The 14,432-nt window shown below is 60.1% G+C and carries 12 protein-coding genes, 1 tRNA gene and 1 pseudogene; 6 read left to right on the top strand and 8 right to left on the bottom strand.

Features of this window, described 5'->3' with window-relative positions:
* The first annotated feature begins 56 nt into the window (after positions 1-56).
* The gene (locus ACA057_RS27840; protein WP_497343991.1) at positions 57-848 is read left to right on the top strand and encodes a YfaP family protein; all 792 of its coding nucleotides are present in this window, start codon (positions 57-59) and stop codon (positions 846-848) included.
* A gap of 31 nt (positions 849-879) precedes the next feature.
* Here the strand turns inward: ACA057_RS27840 and ACA057_RS27835 are convergent, their stop codons facing one another.
* Together ACA057_RS27835 and ACA057_RS27830 are read right to left on the bottom strand one after the other, a co-directional pair.
* Positions 880-1,260 carry a hypothetical protein gene (locus ACA057_RS27835; RefSeq protein ID WP_497343989.1) on the bottom strand — a complete coding sequence of 127 codons (381 nt, stop codon included), beginning with the start codon at positions 1,258-1,260 and terminating at the stop codon, positions 880-882.
* 88 nt (positions 1,261-1,348) lie between these two features.
* A tRNA-OTHER gene (locus ACA057_RS27830) sits at positions 1,349-1,455 on the bottom strand.
* Between ACA057_RS27830 and ACA057_RS27825 the strand changes: the two genes are divergently transcribed.
* From ACA057_RS27825 to ACA057_RS27805, 5 genes are read left to right on the top strand one after another with little or no spacing between them, the layout of a single operon-like run.
* Positions 1,426-2,580, top strand: coding sequence for a DUF2138 family protein (locus tag ACA057_RS27825; RefSeq protein WP_497343987.1), 1,155 nt, complete (start codon positions 1,426-1,428; stop codon positions 2,578-2,580). The genes ACA057_RS27830 and ACA057_RS27825 overlap by 30 nt on opposite strands.
* Positions 2,565-3,215: a DUF1175 domain-containing protein gene (locus ACA057_RS27820; protein ID WP_497343985.1), complete on the top strand. Its 651-nt coding sequence runs from the start codon at positions 2,565-2,567 to the stop codon at positions 3,213-3,215. The genes ACA057_RS27825 and ACA057_RS27820 overlap by 16 nt, the downstream gene beginning before the upstream one ends.
* Positions 3,212-7,768, top strand: a complete 4,557-nt coding sequence (locus ACA057_RS27815; protein WP_497350036.1) for an alpha-2-macroglobulin family protein — start codon at positions 3,212-3,214, stop codon at positions 7,766-7,768. Before ACA057_RS27820 ends, ACA057_RS27815 begins: the two co-directional genes overlap by 4 nt.
* Position 7,769: 1 nt before the next feature.
* Entirely contained in the window at positions 7,770-9,389 is a 1,620-nt protein-coding gene (locus ACA057_RS27810; RefSeq protein ID WP_497343983.1) for a DUF2300 domain-containing protein, read from the top strand.
* A 3-nt stretch (positions 9,390-9,392) separates the two neighbouring features.
* Positions 9,393-10,199 carry a YfaP family protein gene (locus tag ACA057_RS27805; RefSeq protein WP_497343981.1) on the top strand — a complete coding sequence of 269 codons (807 nt, stop codon included), beginning with the start codon at positions 9,393-9,395 and terminating at the stop codon, positions 10,197-10,199.
* Between the two features lie 71 nt (positions 10,200-10,270).
* Here ACA057_RS27805 and ACA057_RS27800 read toward each other — a convergent pair.
* The 6 genes and pseudogenes from ACA057_RS27800 to ACA057_RS27775 all read right to left on the bottom strand — a co-directional run bounded on the left by ACA057_RS27800 (position 10,271) and on the right by ACA057_RS27775 (position 14,378).
* Positions 10,271-10,573, bottom strand: a pseudogene (locus ACA057_RS27800) (type II toxin-antitoxin system RelE family toxin).
* Positions 10,563-10,802 carry a type II toxin-antitoxin system RelB/DinJ family antitoxin gene (locus tag ACA057_RS27795; RefSeq protein WP_497343979.1) on the bottom strand — a complete coding sequence of 80 codons (240 nt, stop codon included), beginning with the start codon at positions 10,800-10,802 and terminating at the stop codon, positions 10,563-10,565. The pseudogene ACA057_RS27800 and the gene ACA057_RS27795 overlap by 11 nt, the downstream one beginning before the upstream one ends.
* Positions 10,803-11,278: 476 nt before the next feature.
* A complete protein-coding gene (locus tag ACA057_RS27790; protein WP_497343977.1) occupies positions 11,279-12,031 on the bottom strand; it encodes a S24 family peptidase in 753 nt (250 codons plus the stop codon).
* Between the two features lie 230 nt (positions 12,032-12,261).
* Positions 12,262-12,789 carry an inorganic diphosphatase gene (gene ppa / locus ACA057_RS27785; protein ID WP_028620880.1) on the bottom strand — a complete coding sequence of 176 codons (528 nt, stop codon included), beginning with the start codon at positions 12,787-12,789 and terminating at the stop codon, positions 12,262-12,264.
* Positions 12,790-12,902: 113 nt separating this feature from the next.
* A complete protein-coding gene (locus ACA057_RS27780) occupies positions 12,903-13,715 on the bottom strand; it encodes a M90 family metallopeptidase (protein WP_497343975.1) in 813 nt (270 codons plus the stop codon).
* 6 nt (positions 13,716-13,721) lie between these two features.
* Positions 13,722-14,378: a DedA family protein gene (locus ACA057_RS27775; protein ID WP_064679983.1), complete on the bottom strand. Its 657-nt coding sequence runs from the start codon at positions 14,376-14,378 to the stop codon at positions 13,722-13,724.
* Positions 14,379-14,432: the final 54 nt, after the last annotated feature.

Below are 14,432 nucleotides of genomic sequence, written 5' to 3'. Positions count from 1 at the left end.
TGTAACGCGCCGAGGATCGGGCGCAAGGTTTCGTCAGGCATGGCAGGAGGCGTCACATGCGTTCATTTCTTCTAGTGCTGATGGGGTTGGCCTGCGCGGCTGTGGTCTGGGCCGAGCCGTCGGCCGAGTTGTCGGAACCGGTGGGCGGTTGGCGTTACTCCGGCCTGCTCGATCGCAGCGAAAACCCGCAAGTCGCCTATCCCACGCCGCCCATCGACCGTGGCGTGCAGCGCAATCGCACGATGATCGAAGGTCAGCTCAAGGCGATCGGAACGCAACGCGGGCCGCACACGCTGGCGGTCAATGGCAATCCTCTGAATTTGTACACCGACGACCAAGGGCGTTTTGCCCGGCCGTATGCGTTCGGCGCCGGTTCCAACAGCGTCGAAGTGCGCAGTGCCGAAGGCCAGTCGCTCAAGCGCGTTCAATTCTATGAAGCCAACAACCTGCGCACCCCGGCGCGGATCCGCGTCGTGCTGGGTTGGGACGACCCGAAAGCCGAACTCGACCTGCACATCATTACGCCTGACGGCCAGCACGCGTTTTTCGCCCACACGGCGTTGACCAATGGCGGCGGTCTGGACCCGGATGGCGTCGACGGCCCCGGCCCGGAAATGTTCACCATGACCGCGCCGATGCATGGCACCTATCTGGTTTACGTGAACTATTGGGGCAACTTCGGCAGCGAAGGCTATAACTTCGATGAGACCGGCAACCAGAACGAGGTGATCACCTCGCAGATCAACCTGGTGCTCAACGAAAACACCGTCGACGAAAAACGCGAGACCTTCATCGTGCCGCTGCGCGCGATCGGTGACCTGCTGCTGGTCAAGACTTTCAACTATTGAACATCCCGCACCACGGATGAATTGGGTTTTGTTAATGAGCGATAACACTGTATCCCCGGCTGCCAAACCTTCTCGTCGCTGGCCAGTCGTGCTGATCGGGTTGTGCCTGGTGGCCGGCGTCGCGGGCGGGTTGGGCTGGTTGCTGCACAAACCCAAGGCGCCTCCAGCGGAACTGGCCAGTGACAAACTGGGCATGAGCCGCCCGGACGGTCTGCTGGAAACCCACTCCTTGAGCCAATTGCCCAAGGACTTGCTGGCCGTGCCGTTCCTCAAGGAAACCCTGACCGAGGATTTCGTCTTCTATTACGAAACCCATGCGGATCGCCTCGGCTTGATCGGCAGCCTGCGGCGGATCATTTACGAACATGACCTGAAGTTGCAGGACAGCCTGATCGAGCAGCTTTTCGATCAACCGGCGGACGTGGCGCTGTGGCGTGGGGCGGATGGTCGCCTGAAAGACTTTTTGTTGGTGATGGATCGCGGCGGTCTGGCCAAAGTGCTGGAGCCGTTGGCGAAAGTCGCGCTGGATGATACGCAGCTGAGCAAAGTTGGCGATGTGAAAGTCGGTGCCGACGATGTGGCGCTCTACCAACTGAGCTACAACGCCAGCAAGGCGCTGCTGTTCGCCTCCCATGGCGACAAACTGGTGGTGCTGTCCAATCCGTCGAAACTCTACGATGCGGAAAGTGGTTCTTTAGCAGAGCCAGGCAGCGTCTCGAGCAAAGCCATCGCGGCACTGCTCAACGGCGACAAACTGTTCCCCGAAGCCTTCGGCCTGCCACCGCGAGCCCCCGAGGTGAAGCAACGCCTGTCGGTCAATTCCAGTGTATTGGCCATGGGTTACCAGCGTTTCATCCCGAATTTCGCCGGTCTGCGCTTCGACATGGACGACAAGGGCTGGCACAGCTTTCTCGCCATGGATGAACTGGAGAACCAACCGGACTTCGATTTCAAACCGATCTGGCAAGCCATGCCGATGGGCGCCAGCGCCTGTGTCGCCTTGCCGCTCGCCGCCGAACAGCAGAAACCCTTGCTGGTAAAACTCGGTGCCGATGAAAAAGTGGCCCAGGCCCTGACCGAACGCATGGCCGGCGCCGCCGGCCTGTGCTGGTACGCCGACTCGCGGTTGTACACGCCGTTGCTGGTGGCCAGCCTGAACGACAAGGGCAGCGCCAAACTCGACGGCGACCTGGGCACGCTGTTCGGCTCGATGGTCGGCGCTTATGAAGGCAACGTCGAAGAGCACGCGTTCCCGGTGGTCGAGAAACAGGAGGGTGAAACCCATCAATGGCAACGTCAGGTCAGCTCCAACTTCGGCCCGTACAAAGCCAAGGACGCCGAGAACCCGGACGCGATCACCGGCAAGGCGTTCATGAAAGTGAGCCTGGCGCGGCATGGTCCGACATTGCTGTTTTCTCTCGACGACAAATTGGTCGACAAGGCCCTCGGCACCCTCGATAAACGCTTCCCGCCCATGGCCGATGTGGTGCCCAAGGACCTGCTGATGCCGGTCTACTTCGGTCCGGATTCCATGGCGCAGTTGATGCAACAGGAAACCCTCGACAGCCTGCCGCAAGACATGGAACCGGTGTTCTACAACGCCGCGCAAACCTACCTGATTCCCAAACTGCGCAAACTCGGTGGTTACGGCAAATACGCGCTGACCTTGCCCGAAGGCAGCGAGCCCGACGGCCATTGGCAGTGGCTGCCGCTGGAATGGAAAGCCCTGTGACCGCACTCATCCGAGGCCTCGGCCTGCTGGCGATGCTGCTCGGCAGTCGGGCATTTGCCACCGAGGCACCGCCGCTTGATGTGCAGCAATCCCAGGTGTTCCGCGCCTGGTTCGTGCGCATCGCCCAGGAGCAATTGACCCAAGGCCCGAGCCCGCGCTGGTATCAACAGGATTGCGCCGGCCTGGTGCGTTTTGCCGCCAACGAAGCGCTGAAGGTCCATGACGAAAAATGGCTGCGCAGCAACGGCCTGTCCAATCGCTACCTGCCGCCGGAACTGCAACTGAGCGACGCCCAACGCGGCCTCGCCCAGCAATGGCAGCAGGGCGGCGGCAAGGTCGGGCCGTACGTCAACGCGATCAAACTGATTCAGTTCAACAGTCATTTGGTTGGCCGCGACCTGGCGCAGGCCCGCCCCGGCGACCTGATGTTTTTCGATCAGGGCGACGACCAGCACCTGATGATCTGGATGGGCCGCTACATCGCCTATCACACCGGCACCAACACCCCCACCGACAACGGCATGCGTTCCGCGAGCCTGCAGCAACTCATGACATGGAAGGACACCCGATGGATACCCGACGCAGCCAACCCCAACTTCATCGGCGTCTATCGACTGAATTTTCTCTCCCAATGATCGGTGCCCGCATGCTGCGTTTTCTATCTGTGCTGTTGGTATTGGTGCTGCCTTTTTCGGTGGTCAACGCCGAGGACACCGTCGAGCCAAGCGGCTACACGCCGGTGGCCGGTGAAAGTTTTTTCCTGCTGGCCGACAGCAGTTTTGCCAGCGACGAACAGGCAATGGTGCGCCTCGAAGCGCCGGGCCGTGACTACCGGCGCTTTCGCATGGAGCCTTACGGCGGCGCGGACATTCGCGTGTATCGCATCGACAAACCGCTGGATTTCCTCAAGCGCCAGAAGAACCTGCACCGCGTGGTCAGTGACGGCCAGTTCAAGGGCGAAGGCCTGTCGAATACGCTCGCGTATCTGTGGGACAACTGGTATCGCAAATCCCGTCGGGTGATGCAGCGAGCGTTTTCCTACGAGTCGCGTAAACAAGTCACCGAGGAAGTGCCGGAACTGAAGATGGGCACTGCCATCGCCGCACCAACGCCCTACGACGCACAGCCGCAATTCGCCTTGATTCCGGGCCTGCCGGTGGTCAGTCAATTCCGTTATCCACTGTGGGAAGCCAAGCCGATCCAGCCGCCCGCCGGCGTAAACCTGGCCGGTTCTTCCAGCGAGTTTGTCAGCGTTGCACCGGGCAACGTGTACATCCCGTTGGGCAACCTGAAACCAGGTCTGTACCTGGTGGAAGCACTGATCGGTAAGTACCGGGCGACAACCATGGTTTTCGTCTCCAACACCGTGGCCGTGAGCAAGATTGCCGGTGATGAACTGGTGGTCTGGGCCGCGCGCAAACACCAAGGCAGTTCGGTGCCGAAGGTCAATGTGCTGTGGACCGATGGCCTCGGCGTGATGAGCAGTGGTGCTACCGACACCGATGGTTTGCTGCGCCTGAAACACGTCAGCCCCGAGCGTTCGTTCGTGATTGGCGAGGATGAAGAGGGCGGGGTTTTTGTCTCCGAAAACTTCTATTACGACAGCGAAATCTACGACACCAAACTCTATGCCTTCACCGATCGGCCGCTGTATCGGCCGGGGGATTGGGTGTCGCTGAAAATCGTCGGTCGCGAGTTCAAGAATGCCCGTGATTCGGTGTTGCCGACCGCTGCCGACGTCAACGTGACCGTGCTCGACGCCACTGGCACCGCACTGCAATCGCTGGCGCTGAAACTCGACTCCAAGGCTGGCACACAAGGCCGTTTCCAGTTGCCGGACAACGCGGTGGCGGGCGGCTATGAGTTGCGTTTCAGTTACAAGGATCAGGCCTACAGCAGCGCGTTCCGCGTTGCCGAATACATCAAGCCGCACTTCGAAATTTCGCTGAACCTGGCCAAGCAGGATTACCGCACGGGCGAGCCGGTCAAGGGCAGCCTGGTGTTGCTGTACCCGGACGGTAAGCCGGTGGCGAACGCCAAGTTGAGCCTGAGCCTGCGTGCCCAGCAACTGTCGATGGTCGACAACGAGCTGCAATACCTCGGGCAGTTCCCGGTGGAGCTGACCAGCACGGAACTGACCACCGATGCCAAGGGCAACGCAACGCTTGACCTGCCGGCCGCCGACAAACCGAGTCGCTACATGCTCACGGTGTTTGCCAGCGATGGCGCGGCGTATCGGGTCAAGACCACCAAGGAAATCCTCATCGACCGTGGTGCCGCGAATTTCCGTCTGAGCGCGCCGCAACGGTTCAGCGCCGTGGGCGATAAGGTTGCGTTCAGCTACGCCAACGAAGGTGGCAGCGAGCCGGTTACGCCGAGCAGCTATGGCTGGGTTCGACTGGAAGACCAGACGACGGGCGAGGGCAAACTCGCGGCGACAGATAAAGGCTTCACCCTGGCCTTCGAGCGGCCGGGCACTTACAACCTGACGCTGAAGGATGATCACGGTCGAGCGCTGGGTGCGACCGGCCATTCGGTCACCGGCGACGGCGTCAAAGCCGTGCCGGGCACCGTGGAAATCGTCCTCGATAAACCCGAGTACAAGGCCGGCGATGAAGCCCTCGCGCTGATCACTTTTCCCGAGCCGGTCAGCGATGCATTGCTGTCGCTGGAACGGGATAAAGTCGAGGCCACCGCGCTGCTGTCCAAGGGCGGCGACTGGCTGACGATGGAAAAACTCAGCGAGACTCAATACCGCGCTCGCATTCCGGTGAAAGACAGCTTCGCGCCGAACCTGACCTTCTCCGTGCTCTACACCAAGGGCGGTCAGTACAGCTTCCAGAACGCCGGCATCAAGGTGATCGCTCCGCAGATCGACGTGGCCATTGCCACCGACAAAGAGGCGTACCAGCCGGGCGATACCGTGTCGGTTGACCTGACCACCCAGTTCGCCGGCAAGCCGATCCCGGCGCACCTGACGGTCAGCGTGGTCGACGAAATGGTCTACGCGCTGCAACCGGAAGTCGCACCGACCATCGACCAGTTTTTCTACCATCCACGCCGCAACAACGTGCGCACCAGCGCCAGTCTCTCGTTCATCAGCTACGACGTGGCGTTACCGGGCAGCCCAGGCGCGCCGGGCAAAGCCAATCGCAGTGAGCGCGGCGTGAAAGTGCTGGAGCGGCCGCGTCGCGAAGACGTCGACACCGCGGCATGGCAGCCTGAACTGGTGACCGACGCCAACGGCAAAACCCGCTTCACCTTCAAGATGCCCGACTCGCTGACCCGCTGGCGCATCACCGCCCGCGCCATCGCCGATGACGGTCAGGTCGGGCAGAAGAAGCAATTCGTTCGCTCGGAAAAACCGCTGTACCTGAAGTGGAGCGGCCCGACCAAATTCCGTGCGGGCGACAAACCCGATCTCGGTGTGTTCGCTTTCAGTCAGTCCGAAACGCCGGTGAAAGCCGAGCTGGTGACTCACTACGCGGGCGCCGAGCAACGGGTGCCGGTGACGCTGAACAACGGCATCAACTACCTCGCACTGCCGGGATTCGCGCTGACCAATGGCGAGTGGACCGCCGAGCTGGTGCAGGACGGCAAAACGGCTGACGCCTTGGCCGTGCGCCTGACCGCGACCGGTGACGGTTGGCAAGTGACCCAGAGCCAAAACCTGGACGTGGCCAGCGGTGATACGCCGCTGACGTTGCCGGCGGATGCCAGGGACATTCGCCTGCGTCTGGATGACAGTCCGCAAGCGTTGTTCCGCTCGGCACTGGATGATTTGCTGAGCTATCCGTACGGCGGCGTCGAACAAACCGCCAGTCGTTTGCTGCCGTTGAGCATCGCGTATCCGACGTTGTCGTCGAATCCGCAGATCCGCGATCGCCTGCGCCTGATCATGCAGAACAGTCGTCTGCGGTTGGTGCAAATGGCCGGGCCGTCGGCGAGTTTCACCTGGTGGGGCATGGACGGCGAGCCGGACGCATTCCTCACCGCTTACGCCTATTTCGCCGACTGGCACGCCAGCAAAGCACTGCAACTGAGCCTGCCGCCGGAGCATTGGCAGCGGGTGCTGGAGGTGTACTCAAAACAGGCCAAAAATACACCGCTGTTGCAACGAGCATTGATTCTGTCGTTCGCCAAACAGATGCAATTGCCGGTCAATACCCTGCTCAGCGGTTTGATGGATGACCTGGCGAAAGCAGGCGAGGGTAATGCCGCGAATCTGATGGAGGACGGTGAAGACAGTATGGTCATGAGCGATCCGGATTCGGCGTTGGGTCTGGCGGCGGCGCGTGCGTTGACGGCTTCGTTGGCTCATCAGTCCAAAGTGACTTTGCCGGAGGCCTTCAACCGTCAATTGCCCGATGCGCAGCAACGTTTGGCCGTCAGTTCTCAGCCGTTCGCCGAAGCGTTGAACCTGTCGCTGCAAACCTTCGATCAGGCTCGCGCGACAGCGTTGTTGCAGCGTCTGCTGCCCCAGCAATCGACGCTGGAGCGCGCCTTGGCGCTGACCTGGCTGCAACGCAGCATCGAACAGGCTTCGCCGACCATCGCCCTGGCACCGGGTGAAGGCTGGAAGAAACAGTGCGGTGATACCGGCGAGACGTATTGGACGTGGCAGGGCGTGACGCCTGTACCGGCAGCCTTGTCGCTGGCGGGGACGCAAGAACGCCCGCTTCGCGCCGCGCTGAGCTACCAGACCCAGCAACCGCCAGTCGAACCAATGGCTGTGACCATCACCCGACGCCTGTCGCGTCTGGTGCCGGGTGACGAAGCGTTCACCTTCAAACTCGAAGCGGTCGGCAGCAAGCCGTTGTCCAGCGACAGCCTCTATCTGGATGAAGTGATCATCACCAGCAAAGCGGCGAAACCGCTGCGTTACGGCATGCTCGAAGTGCCGCTGCCACCGGGTGCCGACGTCGAGCGCACCACCTGGGGCATCAAACTCATGGGCAAGGCTGGCACCGAACCGACGGCGCTGGAGAAGGCCCGCTTCGAACCGGGGCAAATGGCTTATGCGATACCAGTAGATGCCTTGAGCGGCGAATTGCGCCTGCGGCATCTGGTGCGCTTCTCGCAGAAAGGTCAGTTCAACGTGCCGCCAGTGCGCTTCACTCAGGTCTACGCGCCACAGCACCAGGCTCAGGAACAGAAACCGGCCTTGGGCCAGGTCACGGTCAACTGACATGACCCGGCCTCTGGTCTGGTTGCTGCTGTGCTTGATCCCTGCGCTGGCCTCAGCGCAGGACGAGCCGTTGCGCCTGGGCTTCAAGGGTGAACTGATTGCCTTGAGTCGGACTCAGGTGATGTCTCGCGAGCCATTGCCTGCCGATTTGCAGACGCCGTTGGGCAGTCTGTGGAAGTTGTTCGTCTATGGCTGGCTGGTGGATACCGGTGCACGTGAGCCGGCGTATGAGTGTCGCGGGCAGTCGAAAGAGGAAGTTTATTGCTGCACCGCGGGCGGCAAGATTGAGCGCGATCAGGCATTGGTGAAGTCTTGCGGGTTGTACTTTGAGCCGGCACGGTTGGGCATTGCTGAGGCTGATTGGCGTCGGTATTGGCAGGCGGGACAGGCGCCGGAATGGCTGCTGAACTTGCCGTCGCTGCAGCCTGCTACGCGAGTTTCCGTGGCCGAGTTGCTCAAGGTGTTGGCCGTGATGCCGGCGCAGGAGCAGGCGCGGCGGGTGCTGCTGGATGTCGTGTTGAATGCGGCCGACGGTAATGTCGTGGGAGAACTCGGTGGCCGGCTGCGCGTGAAAACCTGGAGCTGGTTGGACGATCAGGATCCTTCGGCGCGTCAGGGTGGATTTGCCGGCTGGGCGGCGGACGGTACGCCGATCTGGGCCGGTGGGCGGGGGACCAGTCAAATGGTGCTTCGTCATTACGGTGCGGCGTTGGCTTCGGTGTTGCCGGTTGATTGGCCTTTGGATGCGGGACGCTGTGTCGAGGTCGGACTGTTTTCACGCTATCCGATTGGACGTGTTTTGGCGGGGGATCGTGTTGTTTCTTCCGGACCGATGCAGGGCGACTACCGCGTCGAATTCACCAACGGCAACCAACTCGATATCCACAGCGACGGTGAGCTGTTTTTGGTGCAGGACAAATTAGTCGCCCGCCTGGACCGCGAAGAGTACGTTGCACGCGTCCTCCAGCGCGAAGCCAAATCCGAACCCGTCGAAGCCGCCAAAGCACTGGCCGTCGCCATCCGCACCTACCTTCTGCAAAACGCCAGCCGCAACGGCGACTGCCTGAGCATCGACGACAGCAGCAGCCGTCAACGCGTCGCCCCACGTCCAGCCTCCGCCGAATCACGCAACATCGCCGCGTGGACCAGCGACCTGGTCCTGGCCGGCAGCACCGTTACCTACCACTCCGACCAACCCGGTCCGGACAAACTCTCCTGGCAGCACGCCGTCGAACAAGCCAGCGCCGGCCAACGCTACGACGCCATTCTGCTGCACGCCTACCCACGCGCCAGCCTCAGCCGCTGGGACAACCCGGTCGCCTCCTGCGAAGCACTGCCCGCCGCCCAGGACTGGCTGCAAACCCAACGCCGCGGTTGGCGCCAACGCCTCGAAGCCGAAACCGGCTACAACGAAGTCAGCACCTTCGCCGTCTGCCGTCTGGCCTTCGGCCGCCCCTACGTCGACCGCGAACGCCAACGCCTCTACGTGCGCGGCGTGCTGTCGCTGCAAGACCGCCTCGACCTGACCCACGAATACCTGCACCTGGCCTTCGAAGCACACCCCAACGGCCAGGACGAAACCTACATCGAAGGGCTCGCCCGCCACCTCTTGCTGGAATAGGCCATGAAACTCCGTTATCCACAGGTCATCCTGTTCCTCTGCACCGTTTGCACATGGCCGACGACGTACGCCGCCGTCAACCTTGATACCCCTGTCGGTGGCTGGCGTACCGGCGCGGTCGAGGGCGAAGGCGAAAATTTCCGCCAGACCGTCAACTACCCGGCTTCATCGGTAAACACACCGGCAGGACAAGCCAACACCGCGCGCATCTCCGGACAGATCAAAACCACACCCAAGTCCACAGTGCCCGGCCGCTTGATCGTCAACGGCGTGAGCATGCCGCTGAAAGTCGACCCCGCCGGCCGCTTCGACCGCCCGTTCTCATTCCCGAACGGCAGCAACAGCGTCGAAGTGCGCAGCCCCGATGGCCAACAACGGCATCGCACGCAATTCCTCAATGCTAGCGGCGGCGCGACCCCGGCCAAATTGCGAGTGCTGCTGTCCTGGGACAGTGACAACACCGACCTGGATCTGCACCTCATCACCCCGGATGGCGTCCACATCTGGTACGGCGACCGCGTCGCGCCGAATGGTGCGGCATTGGATGTTGACGTGACTACCGGGTATGGCCCGGAAATCTTCGCCATGCCTGCGCCGATAAAAGGCCAATACCTCGTTTATGTGAACTACTTTGGCGGTGGGTATCGGAGTGATGAGGAAGGGCAGAAGGATGCGGTTCAACCGCTGACGACCGCGCAGGTGACGGTGATTACGGAGGAGGGGACACCGAATGAAAAGATGGAGACGTTCCTGGTGCCGATGAGGGCGGTGGGGGAGTTGACGTTGGTTAAGGGGTTTAGTTATCCGTGAGCGGGAATTGTCGCAGCGGCACCGCCACTAATCGCACTTGATTTGTCGTAGCAGTCCTGCAACTAATCGAATTAGTCAGCAGGCAGATGAACGATCCGGTCCTGTGCATCTTGGTATACGACTTCACGCTCGCGCTTTCCGATAGCAACCACGAAAACAACGACCTCGTGATCCAGAACCTGATAGATCAGTCGGTAGCCGGCGCTTCGGAGTTTCAACTTGTAGCAATCCGGCAGTTGACGAAGCCGATTGGCTTCAATGCGAGGATTCTCGAGTACTTCAGCAAGTTTCTTCTTGAACTATTAACGCAACGTGTCGCCCAGTTTGTTCCACTCTTTCAGTGCGCGACGATCAAATTCAAGACTATAGGTCATCCAGACTTACCTTGACTCGCTGAGGAGCGGCAAGACGTTCGTTGACCACAGCGATGAGAGCTTCATCCTCTTCGCTGAGTAATGCAGCTTTGAAAGGCAGCTTGCCGCGCTCTGCGACGTATTGAAGGGTTTGGCGAAGCAGCTCGGAAGGCGTTACCCCGAGTTTTTCCAGCTCGGCAAATGAGCGCTGCTTCAGGTCATCGTCGATGCGGATGTTGATGGAAGCCATGATGAGATACCTGTAATGACGTTTGTCGTTACGCTAGCAATCGCTCACCTTGAACGGCAACCCCGAACTCAGAGTTTTCAGACGATGGATATGGTTTCTTCCAGGCATTAAAAAGCCGGCTTGTGGCCGGCTTCTCGGGGACTGGCTTGGTTCATTTTTGGTAAACCGCGCCAGCCTTCAAAACGTACACCCGGATCTTGCGTCCGGCTGTGGGACTTGGCGAGAAAGTGATCTGCCTTGTCGGTGCGATCTGAGCCTTGGGAAGGGTCGATGCGCAAATGTGGGGCGCAGCATACTGATTTTTTTGAGGAATTCCCAGCTTGGTGTGTGCAATAGAGCCATTGGGTTGCTTTGGACTGAACGCAAACCGGGGTTCTGATGGTGAATGTTCCATCGCCATCGCGGGCAAGCCCGCTCCCACAGGGTCTGTGCGATGCCCGTGAGAGGGGGTTGTCCGGGTAGAAAGCGTTGTGGTGCTACAGGAACGGGATGGCTGGTCTGCGTTTGTTGAGGGTTGACCACCAGAATACCCAGCCCAATACCCTGATGTTTTGTTCTTCGATTTGTGCGGCTCTGAAGATTTCATCCGGGTATTCGGCGCTGTTGTGGCTGCGCATGCGTATTGCGTTGCCCGGTACTCGATGCAGGTATTTGATCCGCAGCATCCCGTCGTGCTCGATCGCGTAAATTTCCCCATCGACAATTTGCGTAAGCCCGCGGTCGATGGCGACGATGGAGCCGTCATCAATCTTTTCGGTCATGCTGTTGCCAATCATACGGGTGCAGATGGCGTCGGCGTGGTTGATTTCCAGGGAGTCGAGATCGCTACGCGGCAAGCGTATGGATTGGCCGGGGTCTTTGATGACGTGGGTTTTGTGGGAACCGGGTGTGATGACTGTTTCTTTGTAGAAGGGCAATTCGACATCGGTTGGCTCGATTACCCGGTAGGTGCCACGGATCGCCTGAGCGTCGAAAGTGGCTCCGGACTCGTCGCACAAACGCAGATCGCTGGCGTTTTTCGGGCCTTCGCCGATCTTCAGCCACTCGCTGTTCACGGACAGTCTTCTCGCGACCTGTTCCATGCGGTAGTGAGGTACGCCGCGGGTGTACCAGTTGTGGACGTTTTGTGGTTTGTTGATCTTCAGGAATTCGGCAAATGCCGTCGTCGTGATATTCGCCTCTTCGAGGAGCATTTTGAATCGCGCACCGCAGGTTTTGTTCTTCTTCATAAACACGAGTCTACCCGCGCGGCATAAGGCTTTGATTCAACGAAACGTTCAAATTTCGAGGGATATTTGAGTCCGGATGTAAGACGCATTTGGTGAAAATTAAACAAGAAAAAACCGATGCGGCGTGCGGTTCAACCTGCCGTTCAAGGCGCTTTATAAGCGCCCACAAAAAACCCCGGATCAACCGGGGTTTTTCTTGAAGCTTGCCGCTAGAAGCTTGTAGCTGCTTCTCAGCCTTTATAGGCAGCAACCGACTTCATGATCTCGGTGCGAGCGGCTTCTGCGTCGCCCCAACCTTCGATCTTCACCCATTTGCCTTTTTCGAGGTCTTTGTAGTTCTCGAAGAAGTGCTTGATCTGTTCCAGCAGCAGCGGCGGCAGATCGGTGTATTCCTTCACGTCGACGTACAGCTGGGACAGCTTGTCGTGTGGGACTGCGATGACTTTGGCATCGCCGCCGCCGTCGTCGGTCATGTGCAGGATGCCGACCGGACGAGCGCGGATCACCGAGCCTGGCGCAACCGGGTAAGGGGTCACGACCAGCACGTCGAGGGGATCACCGTCGTCAGCCAGGGTGTTCGGGATGAAACCGTAGTTGGCCGGGTAGAACATCGGGGTGGCCATGAAACGGTCAACGAACAGGCAATCGCTGTCTTTGTCGATTTCGTATTTGATCGGCGCGTGGTTGGCCGGGATCTCGATCGCGACGTAGATGTCGTTCGGCAGGTCTTTGCCAGCCGGAATCTTGCTGTAGCTCATTGGGCGGTGCCCCCGTTAGTTGACCAAAAACACTTGGCCGGATTGACCAAAAAGTGGCGGCGATTATAGGCATATTCCGCCGATGACGCCATGGACTAGAGGTCGTAGAGACCTTAGTCGTGTGCCTGATAGACCGGGTCTTCGGCGAGAAGTTGCTGCAATCGGGCCAACGGATCCTGGCGATAAAACAGCTTCAGCTGCTCGTAGACCTGAGGATACGCCTCGTGCAGCAAATCCGGGGCGCTGAAGAAGTATTCGCTGGTGACTGCAAAAAACTCGGCGGGGTTTTCCGCCGCGTAGGGATCGATGGCGGTTTCGGCGTCTGGATTACGCTCCAGTTGCCGGTCGAGGTCGTCGTAGGCCTCTTGCATGACCCTGGCCCAGTCGCTGACTCGCATGTCGGCGTGCAGCGGCGGCAGGCCGTTGGCGTCGCCGTTGAGCATGTCGAGTTTGTGCGCGAGTTCGTGGATCACCAGGTTGTAGCCTTCCCAGCCACCGCTGGCCATCACACCGGGCCAGGCGAGGATGATCGGGCCTTGTTGCCAGGCTTCGCCACTGTGTTCGCCGTCCCACTCGTGCTCGACGCCGCTGGCGTCGCGATGGCGCTGGGGGCTGAGGAAGTCATCGGGGTAGAGGACGATTTCGTGGAAACCCTGATACCAGTTCAGATCGCCCAGATGCAGCAACGGCAATTGTGCCTGTGCGGCGAGCAGCAGGCGTTGCTCCTGGTGGAGTTCAACGCCGCGTAGGGCGGTCAGGTGTTTGTCTTGCAGAAACAGCACGCTGGCTTCGCGTAACCACTGGTCTTCGGCATCGCTGATACCGTCGAGAAAACTCAAGTGATGGCGCACCCGCTGCCACATGTCGTCGGCAATCGGGTGCTTGGCCAAGGTGCGCTGGCGTCGCCAGGCGCTAAGGGACCACATCGTGAATCAGCGCGGATGAGCTTTTGACGCGGCGTTGCCGAAGCGGCTGCGGACGACGCCGATGATCATCGGTACCAGCGACAGCAGGATGATGCCAACCACCAGCAACGACAGGTTTTGCTTGATGAACGGTACGTTGCCGAAGAAGTAACCGAGGGTCACCAAGCCGCCGACCCACAGAATGGTGCCTAGGACGCTGAAGCCAAAGAACCGCGGATATGGCATTTTCGCCACGCCGGCAACGAACGGTGCAAAGGTGCGGATGATCGGCAGGAAACGCGCGAGGGTCACGGTTTTGCCGCCATGCTTGTCGTAGAAGTCGTGGGTTTGCTGCAGGTAGTCGCGGCGGAAGATTTTCGAATTCGGGTTGCTGAAGAGTTTTTCGCCCGCCGTTCGTCCGATCACGTAGTTGGTGCTGTCGCCGAGAATCGCCGCCAGCATCAGCAGGCCGCCCAGCAGCACCGGGTCCATGCCGCCGCCGGCCGCTACGGCGCCCGCGATAAACAGGAGGGAATCGCCCGGCAGGAATGGCATCACCACCAGGCCGGTTTCGCAGAAGATCACCAGGAACAGAATGGCGTAGATCCATGGCCCGTAGTTGTTCACCAGCAAGTCGAGGTAAACATCGAGATGCAGGATAAGGTCGAGCGGGTTGAAATCCATGGGGGGCACCTGTGGTGATGGCCCGACTCAGCAGGCCGTGCGGATGACTTCATA

It is taken from the genome of Pseudomonas sp. LBUM1661 (assembly GCF_059695925.1).
The sequence above is the reverse complement of the archived record's forward strand: the minus strand, read 5'-3'. Positions and strand labels throughout refer to the sequence as shown.